Below are 20,910 nucleotides of genomic sequence, written 5' to 3' on the forward strand. Positions count from 1 at the left end.
ATGACACTCCCCAGTACCTACGCGGATCGCAACTGCTCGCTGGCGCGAGCGTTGGAGGTCGTCGGAGAGCGGTGGACGCTCCTCATCGTCCGCGACGCGTTCTTCGGGGTGCGCCGGTTCGGAGACTTCGCCACCCAGCTCAGGATCCCCCGCGCCGTCCTGACCAACCGGCTCAAGTCCCTCGTCCAGGAAGGCGTGCTCATACGTGACGAGGACGCGGCCGGAGGCGTCGAGTACCGGCTGACCGCCAAGGGCATCGAACTGTGGCCGGTCGTGCGTGCCCTGATGAACTGGGGGGACGCGTTCTACTCCCCGTCCGGCGTGAAGCGGGCCGTCCGCCATGACCAGGACGGAGGTCTTCTCGACCACGAGGGACGCTGCCAGGACTGCGGTTCGGTCGTCCCGATCCCGGAGATCCGGATCGAACGCGGCCCCGGGTTCGATCCGGCGGACTCCGAGAGCGACCCCGTGTCCGACGCGATCAACACGCCACGACGACTCCTCGAACCGATCATGGCGGTGCGCACGCCACCGGCCGGCCAAGGCTGACTCACCGCGACGCGCGCCGAGCCCGCGTAAGGTCCGCCCGAGTCCGCGGATCGACGTACCGGCAGGTGCCGGTCCTGGCCACGGCCGGCGTCACCCGGCGGGTGAGGGGGCGTCGGCCCGGAGGTCCGTCGCGATGGCGGCGAACTCGCCGATCAGGGGGTTGCGGCGGGCGCTGTCCCAGGCCAGGCACACCTGGTTCGGCGGGATGTCGGCAATCGGGACGTAGGTGACGTCCGGCCGGGTGTAGAAGGTCACCACGGACAGCGGCAGGACGATGACGCCGTGGCCCGCCGCGACGTGTTCGAGCTTCTCCTCCACCGCGTGGAAGACCGGCGCGGGGCGGCGCGTGCCCGGCCGCCGCAGCTCGGTGGCGATGTCGCGCCATTCGGGAACGGCATCGGGGTTCTGCAGAAGGTGCTCGTCGGCGAGGTCGGCGATGCCGATCATGTCCTTACCCGCGAGACGGTGGCCGGCGGGCAGCACGGCGACGCGCGGCTCGGTCAGCAGCGGCCGGACTCTCAGTCCGCGCTGGTCGATCGGCAGGCGCACGTAGCCGATGTCCACCCGCCCATCGTGGATGGCCTCGGTCTGGTCGTCCCAGGTCGTGCGCACCACCTCCACGCTCAGCCCGGGGTGACGTTCGCGCAGCGCCCGGACCGCCGGAGTGACGATCAGTCCGGGCATGAATCCGACGGTGAAGATGTCGGCGCCGCGCGCGGCGCGGCTGACGCGGCGGCGCAGCGCCTCGGCCGAGGCCAGCAGCGGGCCGGCGTCGGCGAGCAGTTGCTCGCCTGCGGCGGTGAGTTCGGTGGCCCGCTTGGTACGCACGAAGAGCTGCGCCTTCAGCTCCTCCTCCAGCACCCGGATCTGGCGGGACAGCACGGGTTGCGCGATGTGCAACGCCTCGGCCGCCCGCCCGAAATGCAGCCGCTCGGCCACCGCGACGAAGTACCGCAGCTTCCGCAGATCGACGTCCACCAGCGCCTCCTTCCACCTTTGATACCCATAGGGTATTACAGGCGGGGTAGAGGGTTTTGGACGGCGGCGATGGGCCGGGTCCATCGTGGAGACATCCGAATCCCGTCTGTGAAGGGCCGAATCATGGATCTGCAAGGTCAACGCGTCGTCGTGCTCGGCGGCACCTCGGGCATCGGGCTGGCCACCGCGGAGGCGGCCGCGCGACAGGGCGCCGTGGTCACGGTCGCCTCCAGCCGGCGGGCCAGTGTCGACCACGCGCTCACCCGGCTGCCCGACCGCTGCGACGGCCGCGTCGTCGATCTCACCGACGCCCAGGCGGTGGGCCGGCTGTTCGACGACCTCGGCGAGTTCACCCACCTGGTCTACACCGCCGGCGAGCCGCTGAAGCTGATGCCGATGGACACGCTCGACCTGGACGCGGCGTGGAACTTCTTCACACTGCGCTACTTCGGCGCACTGGGGGCGGTCCGCGCCGTGCTGCCGTACCTGCGCAAGGATGGGTCGGTCACCCTCACCACCGGCACCGCCAAGGACCGGCCGGGCCCGGGCTGGGCGGTCGCGGCGAGCATCTGCGGCGCCATGGAGTCCCTGACCAAGGCGCTGGCCGTCGAGCTCGCGCCCGTCAGGGTGAACGTCGTGTCGCCCGGCTTCGTACGGTCCCCGCTGTGGTCCGGGATGGGGGAAGAGGAGCGCGAGCGGATGTACACCGAGGTCGGCGCCGCGATCCCGGTGGGGCGGGTCGGCGAGGTCGAGGACATCGCCCGGGCGTACGTGTTCCTGATGACCGAGCCGTTCGCCACCGGGACCGTCCTCACCGTGGACGGCGGGCACATCCTCGTCTGACCCGTCTTTCCGGTTCACTCACTGAACCGGGCGTGCTACGGTGGCCACCAGGGCTAGTTCAGTCAGTGAACCGGTTATGTCGAGGGACTACACGCCGTTGTGCCGCGTGAACAGGGCGGCCGCGAGACGCCCCGAAGAAGCGCTGTTCTCCCTTCGACGGCAACCCGTAGTCCTACGAAAGGTGTTCGGATGACTCACGATGACAGGCTTTTCCTGGTCACCGGTGCGACCGGCAAGACCGGAAGCGGCACGATCGACCTGCTGCTGCGGCGCGGTCACCGGGTCCGGGCGATGGTGCACCGTGAGGACGCGCGCTCCCGTTCGCTGGCCGAGGCCGGCGCCGAGGTCGTCGTCTCGGACTTCCACGACCTGGACGGCGTGGCCGCGGCGCTGCAGGGCGTGACCGGCGCCTACCTGTGCTATCCGATCCATCCCGGTCTCATCGAGGCGACGACCTACTTCGCCCAGGCGGCGACCGAGGCCGGCGTCCGGTCCGTGGTCAACATGTCGCAGATCTCCGCCCGGCGGGAGGCGGGCAGCGACGCCGCCCGGCAGCACTGGCTGTCCGAGCGCCTGCTCGACCGGACGGACCTGCTCACCGCGCACCTGCGGCCGACCTTCTTCGCCGAGTGGCTGACGTCATGGTGGGAGGTGCGGGACGGCGAAGGGTACCTGCGGCTTCCGTTCGGCGAGGGCCGGCACGCGCCGATCGCCTCGGCCGACCAGGCCCACGTGATCGCCGCCGTGCTGCTCGACCCCGAGCCGCACGACCGCGCGGTCCTCACCCTGCACGGCCCGGTCGAACTGAACCACCAGGACATCGCCCGGACCATGGCCGGCACGCTCGGCTTCCCGGTGCACTACGAGCCGATCAGCGTCGAGGAGTTCGCCTCGGCCATGGCGGAACGCGGTCTGCCCGCGCACCTCATCCAGCACCTGAGCAACGTCGCCGTCGACTACCGGAACGGCGTGTTCGCCGGCACGAACGACAACGTCGAGAAGATCGGCCATCACGCCCCGCTGTCCGTCGAGCAGTTCGTCCTCGCGAACAGGCCCGAGTTCGACACCAGCGGCCCCTACTTCGCCCCCGCTCCCTGACGACCAGCCACGAGGCGTCGGTCAGTCTTCGCCGACCACGGTGAGGTCGTCGCCCAGCGCGGCGGCGATCTCGGCGGCGCGGGAGTGGTCGTCCAACCGGCGGGTCAGGTACGCGCACGCGTGGTGGTGCCTGCGCGACCACCAGGCCGCCGAGCCGCCGATCCCGCCCTTGGCGATCTTGCCGTGGTCGCGGACGAAGCCGAGCGTCCAGGTGATCCTGGTGCCGAAGACCTCGTCGAAATCCGTCACCTGGGGAGCGAGCAGTTCGTCGTGCAGCGACGGGCCGAGCAGGGCGCGTACGGGGCCGTCGTCGCGGGTCAGGCGGGAGAAGAAGGCCGCCATGGCGGTGGCGCTGGTGTGCAGGTTGACCGCGCCGAACACCGCCTTCCGCCAGGCGTCGGAGTTCGCCCGCCCGACGTCCAGCACGCCGTCGGGGATCTCCAGCCACGGCGCCGCGTGCAACCGGCGCGGCCAGTCCGGGTGGGCGTACTCCAGGTCGGCGACCCGTGCCGACTCGTGATCGGGTACGCCGAACCAGGCGTCCAGCTCCAGCGCGGGGCGTACCACCTCGTCGAACACCTCGCCCAGCGTGGTGCCGGCGGCCCCGCGCAGGATGCCGTCGACCAGGTGCCCATAGGTCAGCGCGTGCTCGCCGAGCGACGTGCCGGGCACGTACTCCGGCGCCGCGCGCGCCAGGCTCGCCCGCAGCCCGGCGTCGTCCAGCAGGTCCAGGCCCGCGGCTTCGGCCGGGAAGCGCGGCTGGCCCGCCTGGTGCGTGAGCACCTGGCGTAGGGTGGTGCGCTCCTTGCCGTGCACCCCGTACCCGGCCCAGTACGCGCCCACCGGCTCGTCCAGGGCGAGCGCGCCGTCACGGACCGCGACCAGGGCGGCCAGCGTCACGAACGTCTTCGACAAGGAGTAGGGCTGGACGAGGGTGTCGTCCCGCCACGGACGCCGCCGCCCGGCGTCGGCCCACCCGCCGCTCAATCGGACGACCTCCCGGCCCTCCCGCCAGACCGACACCCCGGCCCCGGTCTCCCTGCCCTCGTCCAGGAGCTTCTGAAAGACCTCGCGCACACCTTCATAGCCGTCCGCGACGAACCCTTCGGCCTTCGGCACGGTCTTCCTCCTTCCACGACAGCCCGGCCTGCCCTGCTTCGTACCGGCAATATACGGGGGGAGGGTATCCCACACAAGGGAGGCGGTGACCGGTTCGACGGCGGTCGCGCTCGTCAGGCGGGCTCCCCCGGGGTCCTCGGAAGGGCGAGTACGGCTACCGCCCCGGCGGCCACGAGGGCGGCGCAGGCCCAGAACGCCAGGGCGTACCCGGAGGTGAGCGTGCCGGTGTGGGTGGCGGCCAGGGTGGTCAGCGCGGCCAGGCCGAGCGAGCCGCCGACCTGGCGGGAGGAGTTGAGGATGCCGGAGACCAGCCCCGCCTCGCCGGGGGCGATCCCGGCCGTGGCGGCCATGGCGATCGGCGCGGCGCTGAGTCCCATCCCGCCGGTGATGAGGATGCCCGGCAGCACGATGCCGGTGAGCAGGCCGCTCTCTGGCGTGATCGTGGCCTGCCAGGCGAAGCCCGCCGCCGAGATCAGCGCGCTCGCGGTGAGCAGCGGACGCAGGCCGATCCGGCCCATCAGCCGCGGCGTGGCCTTGGAGGCGACGACGATGGCGAGGGTGTGCGGCAGGAACGCCAGGCCGGTCTGGAGCGCGCTGTAGTGCAGTACCTGCTGCATGTAGAGGGACAGGAAGTACCAGACCGCGAAGCCCGCGGCGCCCAGCAGGAACGACACGAGGATCGCGCCGGACACGGAGCGGGCCCGGAAGATGCGCAGCGGCATCAGCGGCGCCCGCGCGAACCTGGCCTGTACCAGGACGAACACGGCGAGCAGCAGCACGCCCACGCCCATCGGGACCAGCGCGCGCGCCGAGCCCCAGCCGTGGGCGGCGGTCTGCAGCACGCCGAACTCCAGCGCCGACAGGCCGGCTGTCACGGTGATCGCGCCGGTCAGGTCGAGCCTGCGGGAGCCGAGGTCGCGGCTCTCGGCTAACAGGCGCAGCGCCGCGATGATCGCGACCGCCCCGATCGGCGCGTTGATCAGCAGGATCCAGCGCCACGACAGGTAGTCGGTGAGCAGCCCGCCGGCGAGCGACCCCGCCGCCCCGCCGGCCGCGCCGACCGCGCCCCAGGTGGCGATGGCCCTGGCCCGCGCCGGTCCTGCGGGGATCGCGGTGGTGAGGATCGTCAGCGTGGCCGGGGAGACCACGGCCGCGCCGAGTCCCTGGGACGCCCGCGCGGCGATCAGCAGTTCCGGCGTGGTGGCGAGCCCGCCGGCCAGGCTGGCGATCGCGAACACGGCCAGGCCCGCGACGAAGGTGCGCCTGCGTCCGTAGAGGTCGGCCGCCCGGCCGCCCAGCAGCAGGAACCCGGCGAAGGTGAGGATGTAGCCGTTGACCACCCACTGCAGCCCCTCGGCGCCCAGGCGGAGCTCGGATTCCATGGCGGGCAGCGCGACGTTCACGATCGCGACGTCGAGGACCATCATGAACTGCGCCAGACAGATCAGCCCGACGATCGCCCAGGCGGGAGCGGGCGGCTTGGCGGCACTCCGCCCGGCCGGTGGGGCATCGGCTTCGTTCGTCATGATCCGTTCATTCGTTTCGCCGGTATGTGCCGCATCGGAACCCTCATCCGACGCGGATCGTGGTCGTTCGGAGGCGCGGATGCGGCGGTGTGCGGTCGCCCCGGGCAGTGGGCCACCCGGGCGGCCGGGGACCGGGGCCGGGGCACGGGCATCGGCGCCGCGACCGGTGGACGGCCCCGCCCGCCGGGGTCACACGACGGCCACGGCGTCGATCTCGACGAGGTACCCGGGGCCCAGGCCGGCGACGACGTGGACCGTGATGGCCGGCGGCGGGTCGGCCCGGTTCCACACCTGCTGGAAGGCGGCCACCCCTTCGTCGAACGTGTGACCCTCCACCACGGCGATGCGCCAGTGCACGATGTCGGCCAGGGTCGCCCCTTCGCTCTCCAGGATGGTCGCGAGGTTGCGGAACACCTGGAGGGCCTGCTCGCCGACCGTGGGGCCGACGATCTTGCCGTCGGCGTCGACACCGTTCTGCCCGCCGATGTAGATCGTCTTCGCCGGCTGTTCGACCACGACGGCCTGGCTGAAGGCCGGACTGCGGTGGAGCCCTTCCGGATTGACGTGTCGTACGCCCATGTGCTGCCTCCCGTGACGATGACACCGGTTATAGCGGTGTCGTGTGACGCCAGTTATAGTGGTTACATGCGAGCGAATGCAACCGGCCGGATGCTGCACGACCCCAAGGGCGGGTCGTTCTGGTTCGACGCCGGCGCCGTCTGCCTGGACTTCGCCCACACGGGCGGCGAAGGCCGGTACGCGGTGTTCGAGACCCTGCACGAGCCTGCCGATCTGGCCGAGTGGCTGGCCCAGCCGTCGCTGGGCGCGGCCATGACGGTCCCCGTGACCGTTCGCGAGCTGACCGCGGCAAAGGCCCTCCGCCAGGCGATCTGGGACACGGCGCACGCCCAGGCCGCGGGTCGCCCCCTTCCCACCGGGGCGGTCGCGACCATCAACCGGGCCGCGAGCACGGCCCCGCTGGTCCCCGAGCTCGCCGCCGGCGGCACGACCGCAGGATGGGCGCCGCCGGTTCGGGCGACGCAGGCGCTGTCCACGCTGGCGCGGGAGATGATCGACCTGCTGTCCGGGCCGCTGTCCGGGCGCATCCGCGAGTGCGCGGGCGACAACTGCCCGCTGGTCTTCGTCGACTCCTCCCGCCCCGGCGCCCGGCGCTGGTGCGCGATGGAGCGCTGCGGCAACCGCCACAAGCTCCGCGCTCTCCGCGCCCGCCGAGCCACCGAGCCGTGAGAGGGCCCGCGCCTAGCCTGCCGCGGGCAACGCGTACACGTTGCCGTTCGAGCTGCCCACGTACACGAAGCCACCTGCCACGACCGGGCCGGTCTCGACGGTGCCGCCGGTTCGGAAGCTCCATCGGAGCCTGCCGGTGACGGCGTCAAGCGCGTGAAGCGTTCCCGCACCGTCCCCGATGTGAACGGTTCCGCCTTCCGCCACGGGGCCGGAGACAGGGCCCCTGCCCAGCGGGAGGCTCCATCGCGGCGCGCCGGTGACGGTGTCGAGCGCGTACAGCCTGCCGTCGGCGCCGGCGGTGTACACATGGCCCCGGGCCACCGCGACGTCCCACCGGTAGCCGGACTGCTCGCCCCCGGTCCGGAAGCGCCACAGCCGCGTGCCGGAGCCGGCGTCCAGCGCGTACGTCGTGCCGTCCCTGCCGCCGACGTACACGATCCCGCCGGTCACCATCGGGCGGAAGTCGGCGGAGCCGTCGATCTCCGCGCTCCAGCGGACTCTCCCGGAGGCGGCTTCCAGCGCGTGCACCTCGCCGTCGGTGCTCGCGGAGTAGACGACACCGCCGGCCCGCACCAGATGGGTGCGGGCCCGTCCCCCGCCGGCCCGGAACCGCCACTTCCGTGCTCCCGAGGCGGCGTCCAGCGCGTACACCATGCCGTGGTCGCCGCCGACATGGACGACTTCGCCGGCGAGGACGGGATCGGGGTTGAGTACCTGGCCCTCCGGGCGGAAGGTCCACAACCTCCTGCCGGAGGCGGCGTCCAGCGTGCCGACCTCGGCGTGCACGGCCCAGGCGGGGTTCCTGGTCCAGACGTGGAGGCGGCCCGCCGCGACCGCGAGGCCGCCGGCCGCGCCGATCCTGCGACTCCACCTCATCCGGCCGGTGGCGGCGTCCAGTGCCACCAGCCTGCCGGACGAGTTCGCGGCGAACACGGTGCCGTCCGCCACCGCGTGATCGAACACCAGGGGACCGCCCGTCTGGAACCGCCACCGGATCACGCCGGTGGCGGCGTCCAGCGCGGACACCGTGCCATCGCCGCTCGTGGCGTAGACGACACCGCCGGCCACCACCGGCTCGGCATGGACGACCGCGTCGGTCGGATGGCTCCAGCCGCGCCCGCGTACGGGGCCGGGAGCGCGGACGCCCGGCTGATGACGTGCGAGCAGATTGTCCCGTAGCGACGGGGAGACGAGCCGCACCGCCTGCCGTGAGGAGGAGCTCAGCCGGACGACGACGGCGCCCACATTGATGATCGTCGCGCCGTAGATCCCGTTCGTCCTGGCCACGCTGTAGGAGAGGAATCCCGGCTCCTCGGTGGTGGGATCGAAGGCGCCGGCCTCCTTGACGGCGGCGGCCTCGGCGGCGAACAGCCTGCCCGCGCCCGCGCTCGACGAGGACACCCATTCCACGGAGAGCGAGACGACGGCGCCGTCGTCTGTGGGCGGTATCCAGTCGCATTTCGCCGGCGCCGTTCCCACCGGCTCGTCCCCGCCGGGAACCGCGCGGTAGCCGTCCGCGAGGACGGACAGGTCACGGCCGGTCAGCAGGGCGCAGGCATCCGGCCAGGCGCTCGCCGGCACATCGCCGAACCGGGCCGGACCGCGGGAAAGTCCGTAGATCAGCTCGTACGCGATGATCCGGCCGTCACCGGGGACATCGTTGTACACGAAGGCCATGTCCCGGATCGTCCCGACAAGAGATGCAAGATGGGCGGGCATGTCGAGCGGCAGTCCGCCGAGCCGTCCGGTGCCGGAGTCCACGGAGATCAGGTAGGCGGGCAACGGCCACCCGTCGTGGAGGTCCGCGCCCCGGCCTGCCGGCGCGGAGTACGAGCCGGCGTACAGGGGCGGGCTCCAGCGGGCCGGGGTCGTGACCCCGGCGGTTTCCGGATCGGTGGACAGCAGGCGGCCGTCCGCCCCGTAGAAGAAGTCGTCGTCCCCCACCGAGGCGTGCACGTATCCCTCCGCGTTGGCCGTGACCTGGATCGGAGGGCCGCCGTCCGGCGGCGAGGCGAACGATGACAGCAGCCGCGTCCACCCGTGCCGCAAGGTGCGCGGATCCATCGAGGTGAGCCGCAGTTCGTCTCCCGCGCACCGGCTGAGCAGCGCCACCGATCGGGCGGTCGCGGCGGCTCGCAGGTGGCAGCCCCGCGGATACGTCACCCGTGCCGTGGTAGCCCCGGTACGAAGATCGAGCGCATGGATGTCGAGGGGCTCGGCCGACCGTTCGAACACCGCGATGCCGCGCCCGGTCACCATGATCCGCGGGCCCCGGTACCCGCCGGCGCCCTCCGCCGGGGGCCGATGGCCGGCGAGGGCGATCGTGCGGCGCCACAGCGGGGCGCCCGTGGTCAGGTCGTGGCCGTCCAGCGTGTGGCCGGCGAGGTCCGGCGTTCCCCTCGACACGACCAGCGTGTCCGCCGCGACCCACACGCCGGTGACCGGCGCGGTGCGAGCCGGGCCGGCGGGGATGGTGCGCCGGTGCTCGCCGGTACGCGGATCGTGGATCCGCACGGTGCCCTGGCGCGTCGCCACGGCGACCGCGCGGTCGGACACGGCGTGGCGCGGACTCTCGAACGGCGACTCGCCGGTGCCGCCGTCCGCGGGCACCGACCACGCCACACGCCACCCGACGGGTACGAGCGGGAGCCGCGGAGCGTCCGCGGCCGGGATCGCGCAGGCCACCAGGACCACGGCGAGCAGGACCGCGACCGAGCGGCGCCGGTGCACGGTCAGCACCCCTCGACCTTCTGGATCTTCCGCTCGATCGCACACGCCCGGTCACGGGAGATCGGCTGCCAGCCACCGGCCGGGGAGACGGTGTAGTAGGCGCGGTAGGCGTCGGCGGTGCCGGTCACCCGGAACGGGCTCGTGTCCGGCCCCTTGATCGTCAGCTGCTCGGTCCGGTCCTCCGCGAGCACGGTGACCAGGAGATCGAACTCGTAGTACGCCGCCGTGCCCGTGATCGACATGACGAGCGTGACCCGCTCGTCCCGTTTCAGGTCTATCTGCTTCTTTCTGAAGTACGAGATGTCCAGGTCTTCGGCGGTGGCGAAGCGCGGGGCCGGGTCGTCGAGATCGGCGGCGAGCTCGATGGTGCCGACCTCTCCGGCGGGGGTGTGGATCAGCAGCGCGCCGTCCGAGACCGGCTCGCGGACGAGGACGCGCGGCTTGATGTCGACGATGCGCAGACTGCTGCGGTTCCCGATGAGGACGACGGTGACATCCGCCTTTTCGAGCGGGGCCCACCGATGGCGCGCCAGGACCGCGTCCCGTCGCGAGCCGGACGCGTTGCCGAGCAGGGCCGCTCGATCTCCGGGATCGGTCACCGGCTTCCGCAGAACGGCGTCCTGCTCGGCGTAGTCGACGGCCACGTGGCCGACCTTGATCGGGGGCTCCCCGCCGATCCGGTCGACCGTGTCGGAGCCGCGCGCGTTGAACCAGGCGGTGAACACGACACCGACCGCCGCGATGATCACAGCGCTGAGGATCCCCGCCAGCCACGTCCACATGGCCTTCCATCGCCCGGCCCCGGCCGGATCGGCGTCCCCCGCCGGATCGGCCTCGGCCCGAGGGGCGGGAGCCGCACCGGCCTGAGCCGATCTGGCCTGAGCCGATCTGGCCTGAGCCGATCTGGCCTGAGCCGGTCCGGCACGCCTGTTCCGGCGCGCTTTGGCCATGAAACCGTCCCCCTGTATACGGCGAACCCTCGCTGTATTGCTGTATACAGCCGGGCCGGCCGCGCTGTTGAGCTATCGGAGAATTTCTCCACTGCCGGCGTCGTCACCGGTTACCGGTCGTCAGCGCAATGCATATCCGTTGAAAGAACCCTCCTCGGCGTTTCCGGGAGGCGGGATGCGTTGCACGGTGAACATGAAGATCAGCTTAATGGTGCTGTAGAAGATTTCACTTGTGATGCCGGATGCCGGTGGGGCAATCTTCGTACCGGGACCTGCTGAGCAAGGAGACGCAGCATGATCACCGGTGGGCGTGGCCCATGGATGCGTGTGGGCGTACCCGCACTTCCCTAGAAATCGGCCTTTCCGCTCGGCCCGCACACCATTGACCGCCACAAATCGCTGAAGATCCATTTAACAGCGGGTAAACGTTTACGGACCGATCCCCCATGGTCGTTTCAGCGGGGCTGTGCCCTGCTCGGCTCATGACCGGGCACTGGGCGGCCGGGGACCGGCAGAGGGGACCGCACATGGACCAGTTACGGCGAAAAAGCAGGAGAACCGGCCGGTTCAGATGGCCGGCCGCTTCGTTGGGCGTGGCGCTGCTGGCGAGCGCGCTCAGCGGACTGCCCGTCCAGGCGGCGCTGGCGGATCCGACCGGAGCGCCGACGTACCGGTCGCTGGCCGGCGTCGGGTCGGCGACCACGCAGGACCTGATGGACGCGCTGTCGGACAAGATCACCATCAACGGGGAGAAGGTACTCGCCTCCTACCGGGCCTACCCCGGCGCGAAGCGCACGATCACCACCAAGGATCCCGCGACACACCCGGACTGCACGCTGAACCGCCCGCTGAGCGATGCCGCCGGGCAGGGCGCGCTGGGCTACTCGATCGGCGCCGCGGACGGGTGTCTCGACTTCGCCCGGCTGGGGGGCGAGCCGAGCTCGCTGCCGACCGCCCCGGTGCCCAACGTGACCTACCTGCCGTACGCGCTGGACGGGATCACGTTCACCACGAACCGCAGGGTCGCCCTGCTCGGGAAGGGGCTGGACTACCTGCGGGAGCTGTACACCTGTGGTCCCGCCTCGACGGCGTTCCACCCGCTGCTGCCGGCCTCCGGGTCACTGGTCCGCAGCGAGTGGCTGGCGGCGCTCGACATCAGCGAGGCGGAGGTGAGCAGCGGGAAGTACCCGTGCGTCAAGGACACCTACGAGGGAACCCCGATCCACGAGAACGACGCCGGGCCCGTCGCGGCGGACCCGTCCGCGATCATGCCGGTGTCGATCTCGCCCTTCGTGACGCGCAAGTGGCCCGACCTCCGCATGGGGCACGTCGTGCAGATGCCGGAGACCGACACCCTGGGTCCCGTCGTGGACAACTACTCGGCGTTCCCCGACGGGGTCAGCTACGCCACCCACTACTACTCGGATCTGCCGGACATGACCCTCACCGAGTTGAGGGACCTCTACCAGTGCCGGATCACGGACGTACGCGGCCTCCCGGCGACGCCGCTGCTGCCGGTGGCCGGTCAGGTACGCACGGCGTGGCTGGCGAAGGTCGGCATCACCGAGGCCGACCTCACCGCGAACCGGTACCCGTGCATCCGCACCACGAGGACCGACGGGTCCCCGATCCAGGCCAACGACGGACAGTCTCTGGAGATTGACGGCGTCATCCCGTACTCCATCGCCGACTACATCGGTCAGATGCTCGGCCGTGAAGGCGTGGCCGCGGACAAGCGCTCCGCCCGGGTGCTGGGCGGGCTCGCCCAGGCTGACGGCACGGTGGAGCGGCCGTTCATCCTCAACCAGTACTACGGCCGGCCGCTGGTGCGCCGGTTGTACAACGTGATCCCGGTGGCGAAGCAGCGGACCAGCCCCTGGCGTGAGGTCTTCACCGGGCCCAACTCGCTGATCTGCCAGAACACCGGGCTGATCAAGACCTACGGCTTCACCCCGCTGGCTCCGGAAGCCTGCGGCGGCGGCGCCACGGCGCTCGCCGACCCGGCCCCGCCCACCTACCGGATCCGCAACGTCAAGAGCGGCAGATGCCTGACGGTCAGCGGCACCGCCAACGCGGCCCCCGCGGTGCAGCGCACCTGCGGCAGCGGAACCGACCAGCGGTGGGCCTGGCACGGGAACTCACAGCGGCAGCTCAGGAACGCCGGCAGCGGGCAGTGCCTGGCGATCGGCTCCGGCAGCGTCGCCAACGGCGCGCAGGCCGTTCAGTGGCCGTGCGGGTCCGGCGCCGAACAGCAGTGGATCATGCAGGCCCACCCGGCGGGCACGGAGAGCCGCCTCAAGAACGTCAACAGCTCCCTGATGCTGTCGGTGTCCGGCGGCGGCAGCACCGCCGACGGCGCCAAACTGATCCAGTGGCCGGCCAACACCGGCCCCGAGCAGACCTGGACCCTGGAGACCGCCACCACCATCACACCGGGCGGGATCACGCCCACGGTGGCCGGCCCGTCCTCGGACGCCGGCGCGACCGGCCCGGCGAGCCCGGCCCCGGCCGGGAGGGCGGCGGACGCCAAGGCGGCGAACGAATGGTTCACGGTGAAGTATCCGGAGCGGCTGGTCGACATACGCCACGGCAGGTGCCGGGCCCAGGGCTACTGGAACACCGCGGCCCACCGGCCCGGCAGCGGACCCGTCGGGGGCATGTTCCTCGACACCCGCGCCTATGTCGTCGGCCCCAAGTGCGTGGTCAGCATGCACTTCCAGGTCGTCAACTACCAGATGCGGGCCATGACGATATTCACCACCGACCACTACTACGACGCGAGCAAACCCTCGGGCCCCGGCCGCAACGAGCGCTGGATGTTCTGGGGACCCATCCTCGGCGGGAACTACACGGTGAAGGCCGGGAACGTGGTCTATCTCCTCACCTTCTCGCTGAAGGACCTGACCGCCGGGAACGGCCTTCCCTCCGTGGGAGCGATCTGGGGACCGAAGGCGAACTGGTGTGACGGCTGGCGCGGACCCGGCGCCTGTCCCACCACGACCTGAGGCCCGGTGAGGGGCCCTCGGTCTCTCCGGCGTCAACCGGGGATCGTCCCCGTGTGACGAACACGCCCCCGTCATCCACGTCCTCGCGCTCAGCCGAGCCCCGGCGTGGATGACGGGCACCCCCGCCAGGCGGGAAGCCGGAGCGGCCGGGGGCCGGAGCGGATCGGGCCGGGAGGCGACGGCGTGCGAAGCCCCGCGGGCGTCCTGGTTTCTGGATTAGGGTGGACTCACCATGCGGAGACAGGACCGGATGACTACGTGGTAGCGGAATCGGGAGTGCGGTTCCGGCTGCTGGGCCCGGTCGAGCTGACCATCGAGGGCCGGCCTGTCGCGTTGACGGGGCAGCAGCGGCTCCTGGCGGCGATCCTGCTGCTTCAGGCCAACCGTCCCGTGTCCGTGCAGCGGATCACGGACGGCCTGTGGGGCGAGGAGCCGCCGGCCTCGGCCGCCGCCCGGGTGCGGCAGTTGGTCGCGGAGTTACGCCGGGCGTGCGGTGCTCGCGGGAGCGACCTCGTGGTCACCCGCAACCCCGGCTATCTGGTGCGCGTGCGGGACGGCGAGCTGGACACGGAGGTGTTCACCGAGCTGGTCGGCGCCGCGAAGCGGGCGGCGGGGCTCCGCGACTTCGACCAGGCCCTGGACTCGTATCGCCGGGCCGTCGCGCTCTGGCGGGGCGCTCCCCTGGCCGACGTCAACGGCGGCGTCGCGATCCGCGCGGAGGCGTCCCGGCTGAACGAGCAGCGGCTGGACGCCCTGGAGTGCCAGGCCGAGGTGATGCTGGCCCTGGAGCGCTTCCAGGACGTGGTGGCGGACCTGAGCGAGCTGATCCCGGAGAATCCGCTCCGGGAGCGGCTGCGGGGGCAGCTCATGCGCGCACTCCAGCAGAGCGGTCGCCGGCCCGAGGCGCTGGAGGCGTACCGGAGTTTCCGCGACTATCTGGTCGGCGAGCTCGGGGTGGAGCCCAGCGGAAGCCTGCGGGAGCTGCACCAGCGGATCCTGCGGAGTGACGTGTCCGCGGCCCGGGAGCCGGAGACGCCCGGTCCCCCCGGCGCGTCGGCCGGCTCGTTCCCGGTGCCGCGGCAGCTTCCCGCCTCCACCGGGCGCTTCGTCGGACGCAAGGTCGAGCTGGCGCGGCTCGACCGGCTGAGCTCGGACACGAGCCGGGTCGTCCTCATCGTCGGCGCCGCCGGGGCCGGGAAGACTTCCTTGGCCGTGCACTGGGCACGACGGGCGGCCGAGCGGTTCCCCGACGGCCAGCTTTTCTTGGACATGAGGGGATTCGACCCGGGCAAACCCATGTCGCGGGTGGAGGCCCTGCCGCTCCTCTTGCAGGCACTCGGCCGTGCGCCCGACCAGATCCCGCACCATGTGGACGCGCAGGGCCAGCTCTACCGGTCGCTGCTGGCCGGCCGGCAGGTCCTGGTGGTGCTCGACAACGTCGCCCGGCCGGAGCAGGTCCGTCCGCTGCTACCCGGTGACCCCCGGTCCCTGGTCGTGGTCACCAGCCGGGACCGGCTCCCGGGCCTGGTGGCGCTGGACGGCGCCAGCCGGCTCTCGCTCGACCCCCTCCGCCTCGAAGAGGCGCTGGAACTGATCGCGCAGCGGGTGGGGCAGGAGAGGATCAGCGCCGAACCCGGCGCCGCGACCCGGCTGGCGGAGCAGTGCGGACGCCTGCCGCTGCCTCTGACGGTGGCCGGGGCGCGGCTCGCGGACCAGCCGTATCACGGCGTGGACGACTACGTCAGGGAGCTGGCGGAGCGGGGGCGGCTGACCCGGCTGAGCATCGACGGAGACGAGGACACGGCGGTGCGGGCCGCGCTGACCCTCTCCTACCAGACCCTGACCCCGCCGGCCCGGCGCATGTTCCGCCTGCTCGGGCTGGCGCCCAGCGGCGGGCTCACCTCGTCGGCCGCGGCGGCGCTGGCGGGTCTGTCCCCCGGCGAGGCGCGTGACCTGCTGGACGCCGCCGCCCGCATCCATCTCCTGTCGGAGATCGGCGCGGACCGCTTCTCCTGTCACGACCTGCTGAAGGAGTACGCGGCGGAGCGGGCCGCCGCGGAGGATCACCACGACGATCGCCACGCGGCCGTCCAGCGCCTCTTCGACTACTACCTGACCTCGATCGTGAACGTGACGCGGATCAGCGGCTTCCACGAGCTCGTCGTGCCGCACGAGCGATCCCCGGCCGGCGCCGTCGCGGAGTCCTTCGACGACGAGTCCCGGGCGATGGCCTGGATCGACGCCGCGTGGGAGGACGTCACGGCCGCGATCGCCCATGCCGCCGAGCACGGCCCGCGGCCCATGGCATGGCTGCTGGTGGACGCCGTGCAGGATGTGCTGCACCATCGCAGGCCGCTCACCGAGTGGGTCCGCCTCGCCGAGCTGGCGCTGGCTGCCGCGGACGGCGCCGGCGACGACACCGGCCGGGCCGCCATGCACCTGTCGCTGGGACACGCGCGGTGGCGGATGGCCGAGCTGGAGACGGCGAAGGCGCACTACGAGCGGGCCGAGACGCTGTCCCGGTCGGTCCGCTGGCCGAAGGGCGAGGCGATCGCGCTGCGGGGCGGCGGCGTCGTGCTCAAGCAACTCGGCGAGCCGAAGGAGGCGCTTCCCCGCTACCGGGCCTCGATCGCGATCGCCCGCGCGATCGGTGACAAACGCGGGGAGGCGGTGACCCTCAACAACCTGGCGTCGGCGTTGCTGACGCTCGGCGTGCTGGACGAGGCCGAGTCCTGCCTGACCCGCACCCTGCCGCTCGCGGTGGACACCGGGAACCGGCACCTCGAAGCGCTGACCCTGGTGAACCTCGGGCTCATCCGGCAGAAGCGCGCCAACTTCGACGGCGCGATCACCGCACTCGACCAGGCCTGCGAGGCCGCCACCGGGAACGACTTCCGGTACGCCGAGGCCGTGGCCTACGAGACCCTCGGGCGGGTGTACAACGACCTGGGCCGGTACCAGGAGGCGGCCGAGGCGCACCGGAAGGCGTTGCACATCGCGCGGCGGGCCGAGAACCAGAACTGCCAGGTCGACGCCCTCGCGGGGCTCGCGCTGGCGGAGGTGTGGCTCGGCCGTACCGGCGACGCCATGAAGCACGTCACCCTGGCCTTGAAGATCACCGACCGTACCGGGCACCGTACCGGGCTGGTGGACGTCCTCATCGCGGCGGCGGAGGCGCGTCGCGGGGAGGGCCGGACGGAGGACGCCCACCGGCACGCCCGCCGGGCCATCGAGCTGGCGCTGGAGGGGAACCCCCTGGCCCTGGGGCGCGCGCACGGCGTGCTGGCGGCGGTCCTCCTCGACCTCGGCGACGCGGCGGGCGCCGTCGAGGCGTGCCGGCGGGCGCTGCGGGCCGCCGAGCGGATGGGAGAGCGGCTGGTCCGCGCCCGCACCCTGACGACGCTGGGACACGCGCACCGGCGGGCCGGTGATCAGCGGGCGGCGGAGGCGGCCTGGCGTTCCGCCCGTGCGCTGTTCGACGCCATCGGCGTCCCCGTGCCGGGCGAGGCGGCGACGTCCACCGGGTGAGCGGGTCCGCCCCCTCCGGCGGTGCCGGTCCCGTCCGCCTGCCGTAGCCATACAAGATCCGAACGGCGGCCATGCGGGCGCGTACCAAGTTGGACATCGAGATCCATTCCAGTCAGGGGGCTATCGATGGAGATTCACCTGCTCAATTACGTACGAGTCAGCGGTCGTGGAGGGTGCGTGCGCCCGGAGTCGGAGCCGGCGCGCCGTCTGCTGGCCGCGCTCGCCTGGCAACCGGAGCAGTTCGTGTCCGACGACACCGTGATCCAGCAGATCTGGGGCGACGATCTGCCGCGGCACCCGCGTGATTCCCTCTACACCTGCGCCACCCGGCTGCGCCAGGCGTTCGGCCGGGCCGACCCCGGGGCCACCGCGAGCCCGGTACGCCGTGAGCGCGGCGGATATCTCCTCGCGGTCGATCCGCAGAGCGTGGACCTGCACAGGTTCCGGGCCTGGCTGCGGCAGGCGCGGAACGCGGCGCGGCACGGAGACGACGAGGCGGCGGCCGAGCTGTTCGATCGCGGGCTGGCGCTCTGGGGAGCGCTCCCGCTGCCCGGCCTCGGCTCGGACTGGGCGGCGCGGGTGCGCGTCCAGCTCCACCATGAGCTGTCGAGCGCCCAGATAGGCCGGGCGGAGGCCGGCCTGCGGCTCGGCAGGCACGTGGAGGACACGCCGGACCTGTACCGGCTGGCCAGGGAGCATCCACTCGACGAGCGCATCGCCGGTCTGCTGATGGCCGCGCTGTACCACGGCGGACGCCGGCAGGAGGCCCTCGACCACTACGCCGGCCTGCGGCACCGGCTGGTCGGGGAACTCGGCGTCGAGCCGGGGCCGGACCTGCGGAATCTCCAGGCGCGGATCCTGCGCCGCGAGCCCACCCCGGTCAGGGCGGAACCGGCCGCCGCGGCGGTCTGAGACCCGGCACCCTCGGCGATTACCCGACAGATCCTCGAAAGAACAGCGAAAGATCCGGCTGGGAAACTAAGTGACGGAAAGGCGCTCATGCCGGCCACCAAGAAGATCGTCGCTGACGAAGGGAGATTTCTGTGGCATTGACTAACGAAGATTTCGATCTTGAGGTCGAGGAGACGGAAGAGTTCGACCTGGCTCCGGCCGGCCCCATCTGCCAGGGGTGCGGCGGGCGGCTCGCCGAGGTGTAACTGGGCCGGGACACGCGCAAAACCTCCGACGTGCTGGTGAGCACGGTGCGCAAGTCCTGGGGTTTCGCGCCGGGTCGTCGATACGCGGCGGTTCACAGGTAAGGTCCGCGCGCAGGGGACGGACCTGCCCTGCGCTCCGCTGAGAGGGCCCGGCGCGGACCTGCGGTCCGCGGAGTCGGAGAGAAGGAAAAGAGGCGAGGAATGGGCGTGCGCGGAACACGAAAAAGCAATGTGACCGATACGCTCGCAGCTTTTGAAGGACTCGTCTCCCCGTTCGGCGTGATAAGCGGCGTCGACCGGCCCGCCAAAGAGTCGGAGCTGGGGGAAACGCACAGATGCTATTCCAGGCTCGGTAGCGGCAGGCCGGGAAGAGGGGCGCTGCGGGACCACCACGTCACGTGTGGCGGCAGTTCTCCGGAGTCGGCCGAGGTCGCCCGGCTGCTGGCCGTCGCCGAGGCGGCGGAGCGCTACGCGGCGATGGCCCCGATCGACGGGGAATCCCTGTGGGCGAGCGCGGACGAACTCGCCGGCGGGTGCCTGGAACCACGCCGATACCCGCGCTGCTCCGCGACGGAGTACGCCCATCCGAGATGTCCCGTCGTGCCCTTCGACCGCGCGGCCCCCATACGGTGGGTGCGCGGGCTGGACCTGGTCACGCGAAGGGCGTTGTGGGTGCCGGCCGTGATGGCCAGCTACGCCGCGGACCCCGCCGTGTCGGCCGAGCAGTTCACCTTCCCCATCTCCACCGGTTACGCCGTGCACACGGACCCGGTGGAAGCGGTCGTGCGGGGCATCTGCGAGGTTGTCGAGCGTGACAGCGTCGCCGTGCTGTGGCTGCAACGGCTGCCGCTGCCGCCGCTCCGGCCCGGCCTGACCACCGACGCCATGGCCACCCTCATCGAGTGGTTCGAGCGCAGGTTCATGCGGGTGCACCTCCTGGACGCCACCTCCGAACTCGGCGTTCCCACCGTCTACGCCGTGGGGGCCGCCGACCACGACCCGCGAGCGTCCAGGTTCGTCGGGGCCGGCACGGGCAGAAGCCTCGCCCAGGCGGCGGAGAAGGCACTCCTCGAGACGCTGGGCGGGGACGAGCACGTCCACCGCGCCGCCCCGCTCACCGGCTACGAGGACATCCGGGGCGAGATCGGGGAGACGAGCCGGTTCATGGCCGCGCGGGAGCGGGCCCACGCCTTCGACTTCCTGCTCGGGACGGGCGACCGAGGGGTCACCCCGGGCGAACGGGGGTCACTGCCGCGGGATCCCGGCCAGGCCCTCGCCGTACTGACCGGCCGCCTCTCCGCGGCGGGGATGCAGGTCGCGGTGCTCGACCGCACCACCCAGGAGCTGAGCGACGTCGGCCTCACCGCGGTCAACGTGGTCATCCCGGACCTGCAACCCATGAGCACCCATCCCTGGGCGCAGTTCAAGGGGCACAGCCGGCTCTACACCGCCCCCCGTCTGATGGGGTACCGGGTCCTTTCCGAGGAGGAGTTGAATCCGTGGCCGCAGCCCTTCGCCTGAGCAAGGCGGTGTTGTTCTCCGGCGGCGAGTTCGGTCACCAGGTGAACGCCGTGCTGGAGACGTGTCTGCCCGCGGCGCGGATCCTGCGCGGCACGGACCTCGACGAGTCCTTCGCCATGCGGCCGGACGTGGTGGTGGCCGCGCTGTGGCGGGCGGACCACGCCCTGTGCGAACGCGCCGACCGGCTCGCCCACGAGACCCGGGTGCCGTGGCTGCCGGTCGTCCTGGACCATCTCACCCTGCGCGTGGGTCCCTTCGTCATGCCGGGAGACGGTCCGTGCTTCCGCTGCTTCGAGCGGCGTGCCGTTCAGCACGACCCGCACTGGGACACCACCCCGGCGTTGCGCGCCGGGTACGAACGCGACCGGACGCTGGGGCCCCGCGGCAGCCTCCCGCAACACGCCCGTCTCGCGGCGGGGCTGGCCGCCGGACTGCTGCGGCAGTCCGCCGCGGGCCGGCCGTCGCCGGGACACCTGGTGACGGTGGCCCTGCCGACGCTGGCCGTCAGCCGCCACCACGTCGTGGCGGAGCACGCCTGCCCGCGGTGCCGCGAGGCGCCCGCCGAACGCGATCTCAGGGCGCTGCTGGGACTCGGCGGATCGGAGCCGGCCCATGCCGGATGACAGGCCGGATGACAGGCCGGATGACAGGCCGGATG

General features: G+C 72.0%; 15 protein-coding genes. 9 read left to right on the forward strand and 6 right to left on the reverse strand.

Going from position 1 to position 20,910, the window contains the following annotated elements; all coding sequences use genetic code 11:
- The gene (locus QSK26_RS40025; protein WP_285780597.1) at positions 1-549 is read left to right on the forward strand and encodes a winged helix-turn-helix transcriptional regulator; all 549 of its coding nucleotides are present in this window, start codon (positions 1-3) and stop codon (positions 547-549) included.
- Positions 550-639: 90 nt separating this feature from the next.
- Here QSK26_RS40025 and QSK26_RS40030 read toward each other — a convergent pair whose 3' ends face one another.
- A complete protein-coding gene (locus QSK26_RS40030; RefSeq protein ID WP_285780598.1) occupies positions 640-1,527 on the reverse strand; it encodes a LysR family transcriptional regulator in 888 nt (295 codons plus the stop codon).
- 123 nt (positions 1,528-1,650) lie between these two features.
- On the opposite strand from QSK26_RS40030, the gene QSK26_RS40035 reads away from it, so the two are divergent.
- Positions 1,651-2,370 (forward strand): SDR family oxidoreductase, encoded by a 720-nt coding sequence (locus QSK26_RS40035; protein ID WP_285780599.1) that lies wholly within the window; start codon positions 1,651-1,653, stop codon positions 2,368-2,370.
- Between the two features lie 189 nt (positions 2,371-2,559).
- Entirely contained in the window at positions 2,560-3,468 is a 909-nt protein-coding gene (locus QSK26_RS40040) for an NmrA family NAD(P)-binding protein (RefSeq protein ID WP_285780600.1), read from the forward strand.
- Between the two features lie 21 nt (positions 3,469-3,489).
- On the opposite strand, the gene QSK26_RS40045 is transcribed toward QSK26_RS40040, so the two are convergent.
- From QSK26_RS40045 to QSK26_RS40055, 3 genes are all read right to left on the reverse strand, one after another.
- On the reverse strand, positions 3,490-4,587 hold the full coding sequence (locus QSK26_RS40045; RefSeq protein ID WP_285780601.1) for a serine hydrolase domain-containing protein: 1,098 nt from the start codon (positions 4,585-4,587) through the stop codon (positions 3,490-3,492).
- 113 nt (positions 4,588-4,700) lie between these two features.
- Positions 4,701-6,113 (reverse strand): MFS transporter, encoded by a 1,413-nt coding sequence (locus tag QSK26_RS40050; protein WP_285780602.1) that lies wholly within the window; start codon positions 6,111-6,113, stop codon positions 4,701-4,703.
- A 189-nt stretch (positions 6,114-6,302) separates the two neighbouring features.
- Positions 6,303-6,692, reverse strand: coding sequence for a RidA family protein (locus tag QSK26_RS40055; RefSeq protein ID WP_285780603.1), 390 nt, complete (start codon positions 6,690-6,692; stop codon positions 6,303-6,305).
- A gap of 66 nt (positions 6,693-6,758) precedes the next feature.
- Between QSK26_RS40055 and QSK26_RS40060 the strand changes: the two genes are divergently transcribed.
- Complete coding sequence (locus QSK26_RS40060) at positions 6,759-7,361, forward strand: CGNR zinc finger domain-containing protein (RefSeq protein WP_285780604.1); 603 nt, start codon at positions 6,759-6,761, stop codon at positions 7,359-7,361.
- A gap of 12 nt (positions 7,362-7,373) precedes the next feature.
- Here the strand turns inward: QSK26_RS40060 and QSK26_RS40065 are convergent, their stop codons facing one another.
- Positions 7,374-10,100 (reverse strand): outer membrane protein assembly factor BamB family protein, encoded by a 2,727-nt coding sequence (locus QSK26_RS40065; RefSeq protein ID WP_285780605.1) that lies wholly within the window; start codon positions 10,098-10,100, stop codon positions 7,374-7,376.
- Positions 10,094-10,873 carry a hypothetical protein gene (locus QSK26_RS40070; protein WP_285780606.1) on the reverse strand — a complete coding sequence of 260 codons (780 nt, stop codon included), beginning with the start codon at positions 10,871-10,873 and terminating at the stop codon, positions 10,094-10,096. The genes QSK26_RS40065 and QSK26_RS40070 overlap by 7 nt, the downstream gene beginning before the upstream one ends.
- Before the next feature lie 761 nt (positions 10,874-11,634).
- Here QSK26_RS40070 and QSK26_RS40075 point away from each other — a divergent pair.
- From QSK26_RS40075 to QSK26_RS40095, 5 genes are all read left to right on the forward strand, one after another.
- Positions 11,635-14,046, forward strand: coding sequence for an RICIN domain-containing protein (locus tag QSK26_RS40075; protein WP_285780607.1), 2,412 nt, complete (start codon positions 11,635-11,637; stop codon positions 14,044-14,046).
- 258 nt (positions 14,047-14,304) lie between these two features.
- Positions 14,305-17,574, forward strand: a complete 3,270-nt coding sequence (locus QSK26_RS40080; RefSeq protein ID WP_285780608.1) for an AfsR/SARP family transcriptional regulator — start codon at positions 14,305-14,307, stop codon at positions 17,572-17,574.
- Between the two features lie 177 nt (positions 17,575-17,751).
- On the forward strand, positions 17,752-18,486 hold the full coding sequence (locus QSK26_RS40085; RefSeq protein WP_285780609.1) for an AfsR/SARP family transcriptional regulator: 735 nt from the start codon (positions 17,752-17,754) through the stop codon (positions 18,484-18,486).
- Positions 18,487-18,962: 476 nt separating this feature from the next.
- Positions 18,963-20,252, forward strand: a complete 1,290-nt coding sequence (locus QSK26_RS40090) for a YcaO-like family protein (RefSeq protein ID WP_285780610.1) — start codon at positions 18,963-18,965, stop codon at positions 20,250-20,252.
- Entirely contained in the window at positions 20,231-20,875 is a 645-nt protein-coding gene (locus QSK26_RS40095) for a TOMM precursor leader peptide-binding protein (protein WP_285780611.1), read from the forward strand. The genes QSK26_RS40090 and QSK26_RS40095 overlap by 22 nt, the downstream gene beginning before the upstream one ends.
- Positions 20,876-20,910 lie beyond the last annotated feature (35 nt).

This window comes from Microtetraspora sp. NBRC 13810, assembly GCF_030268685.1.
Classification (GTDB): domain Bacteria; phylum Actinomycetota; class Actinomycetes; order Streptosporangiales; family Streptosporangiaceae; genus BSRQ01.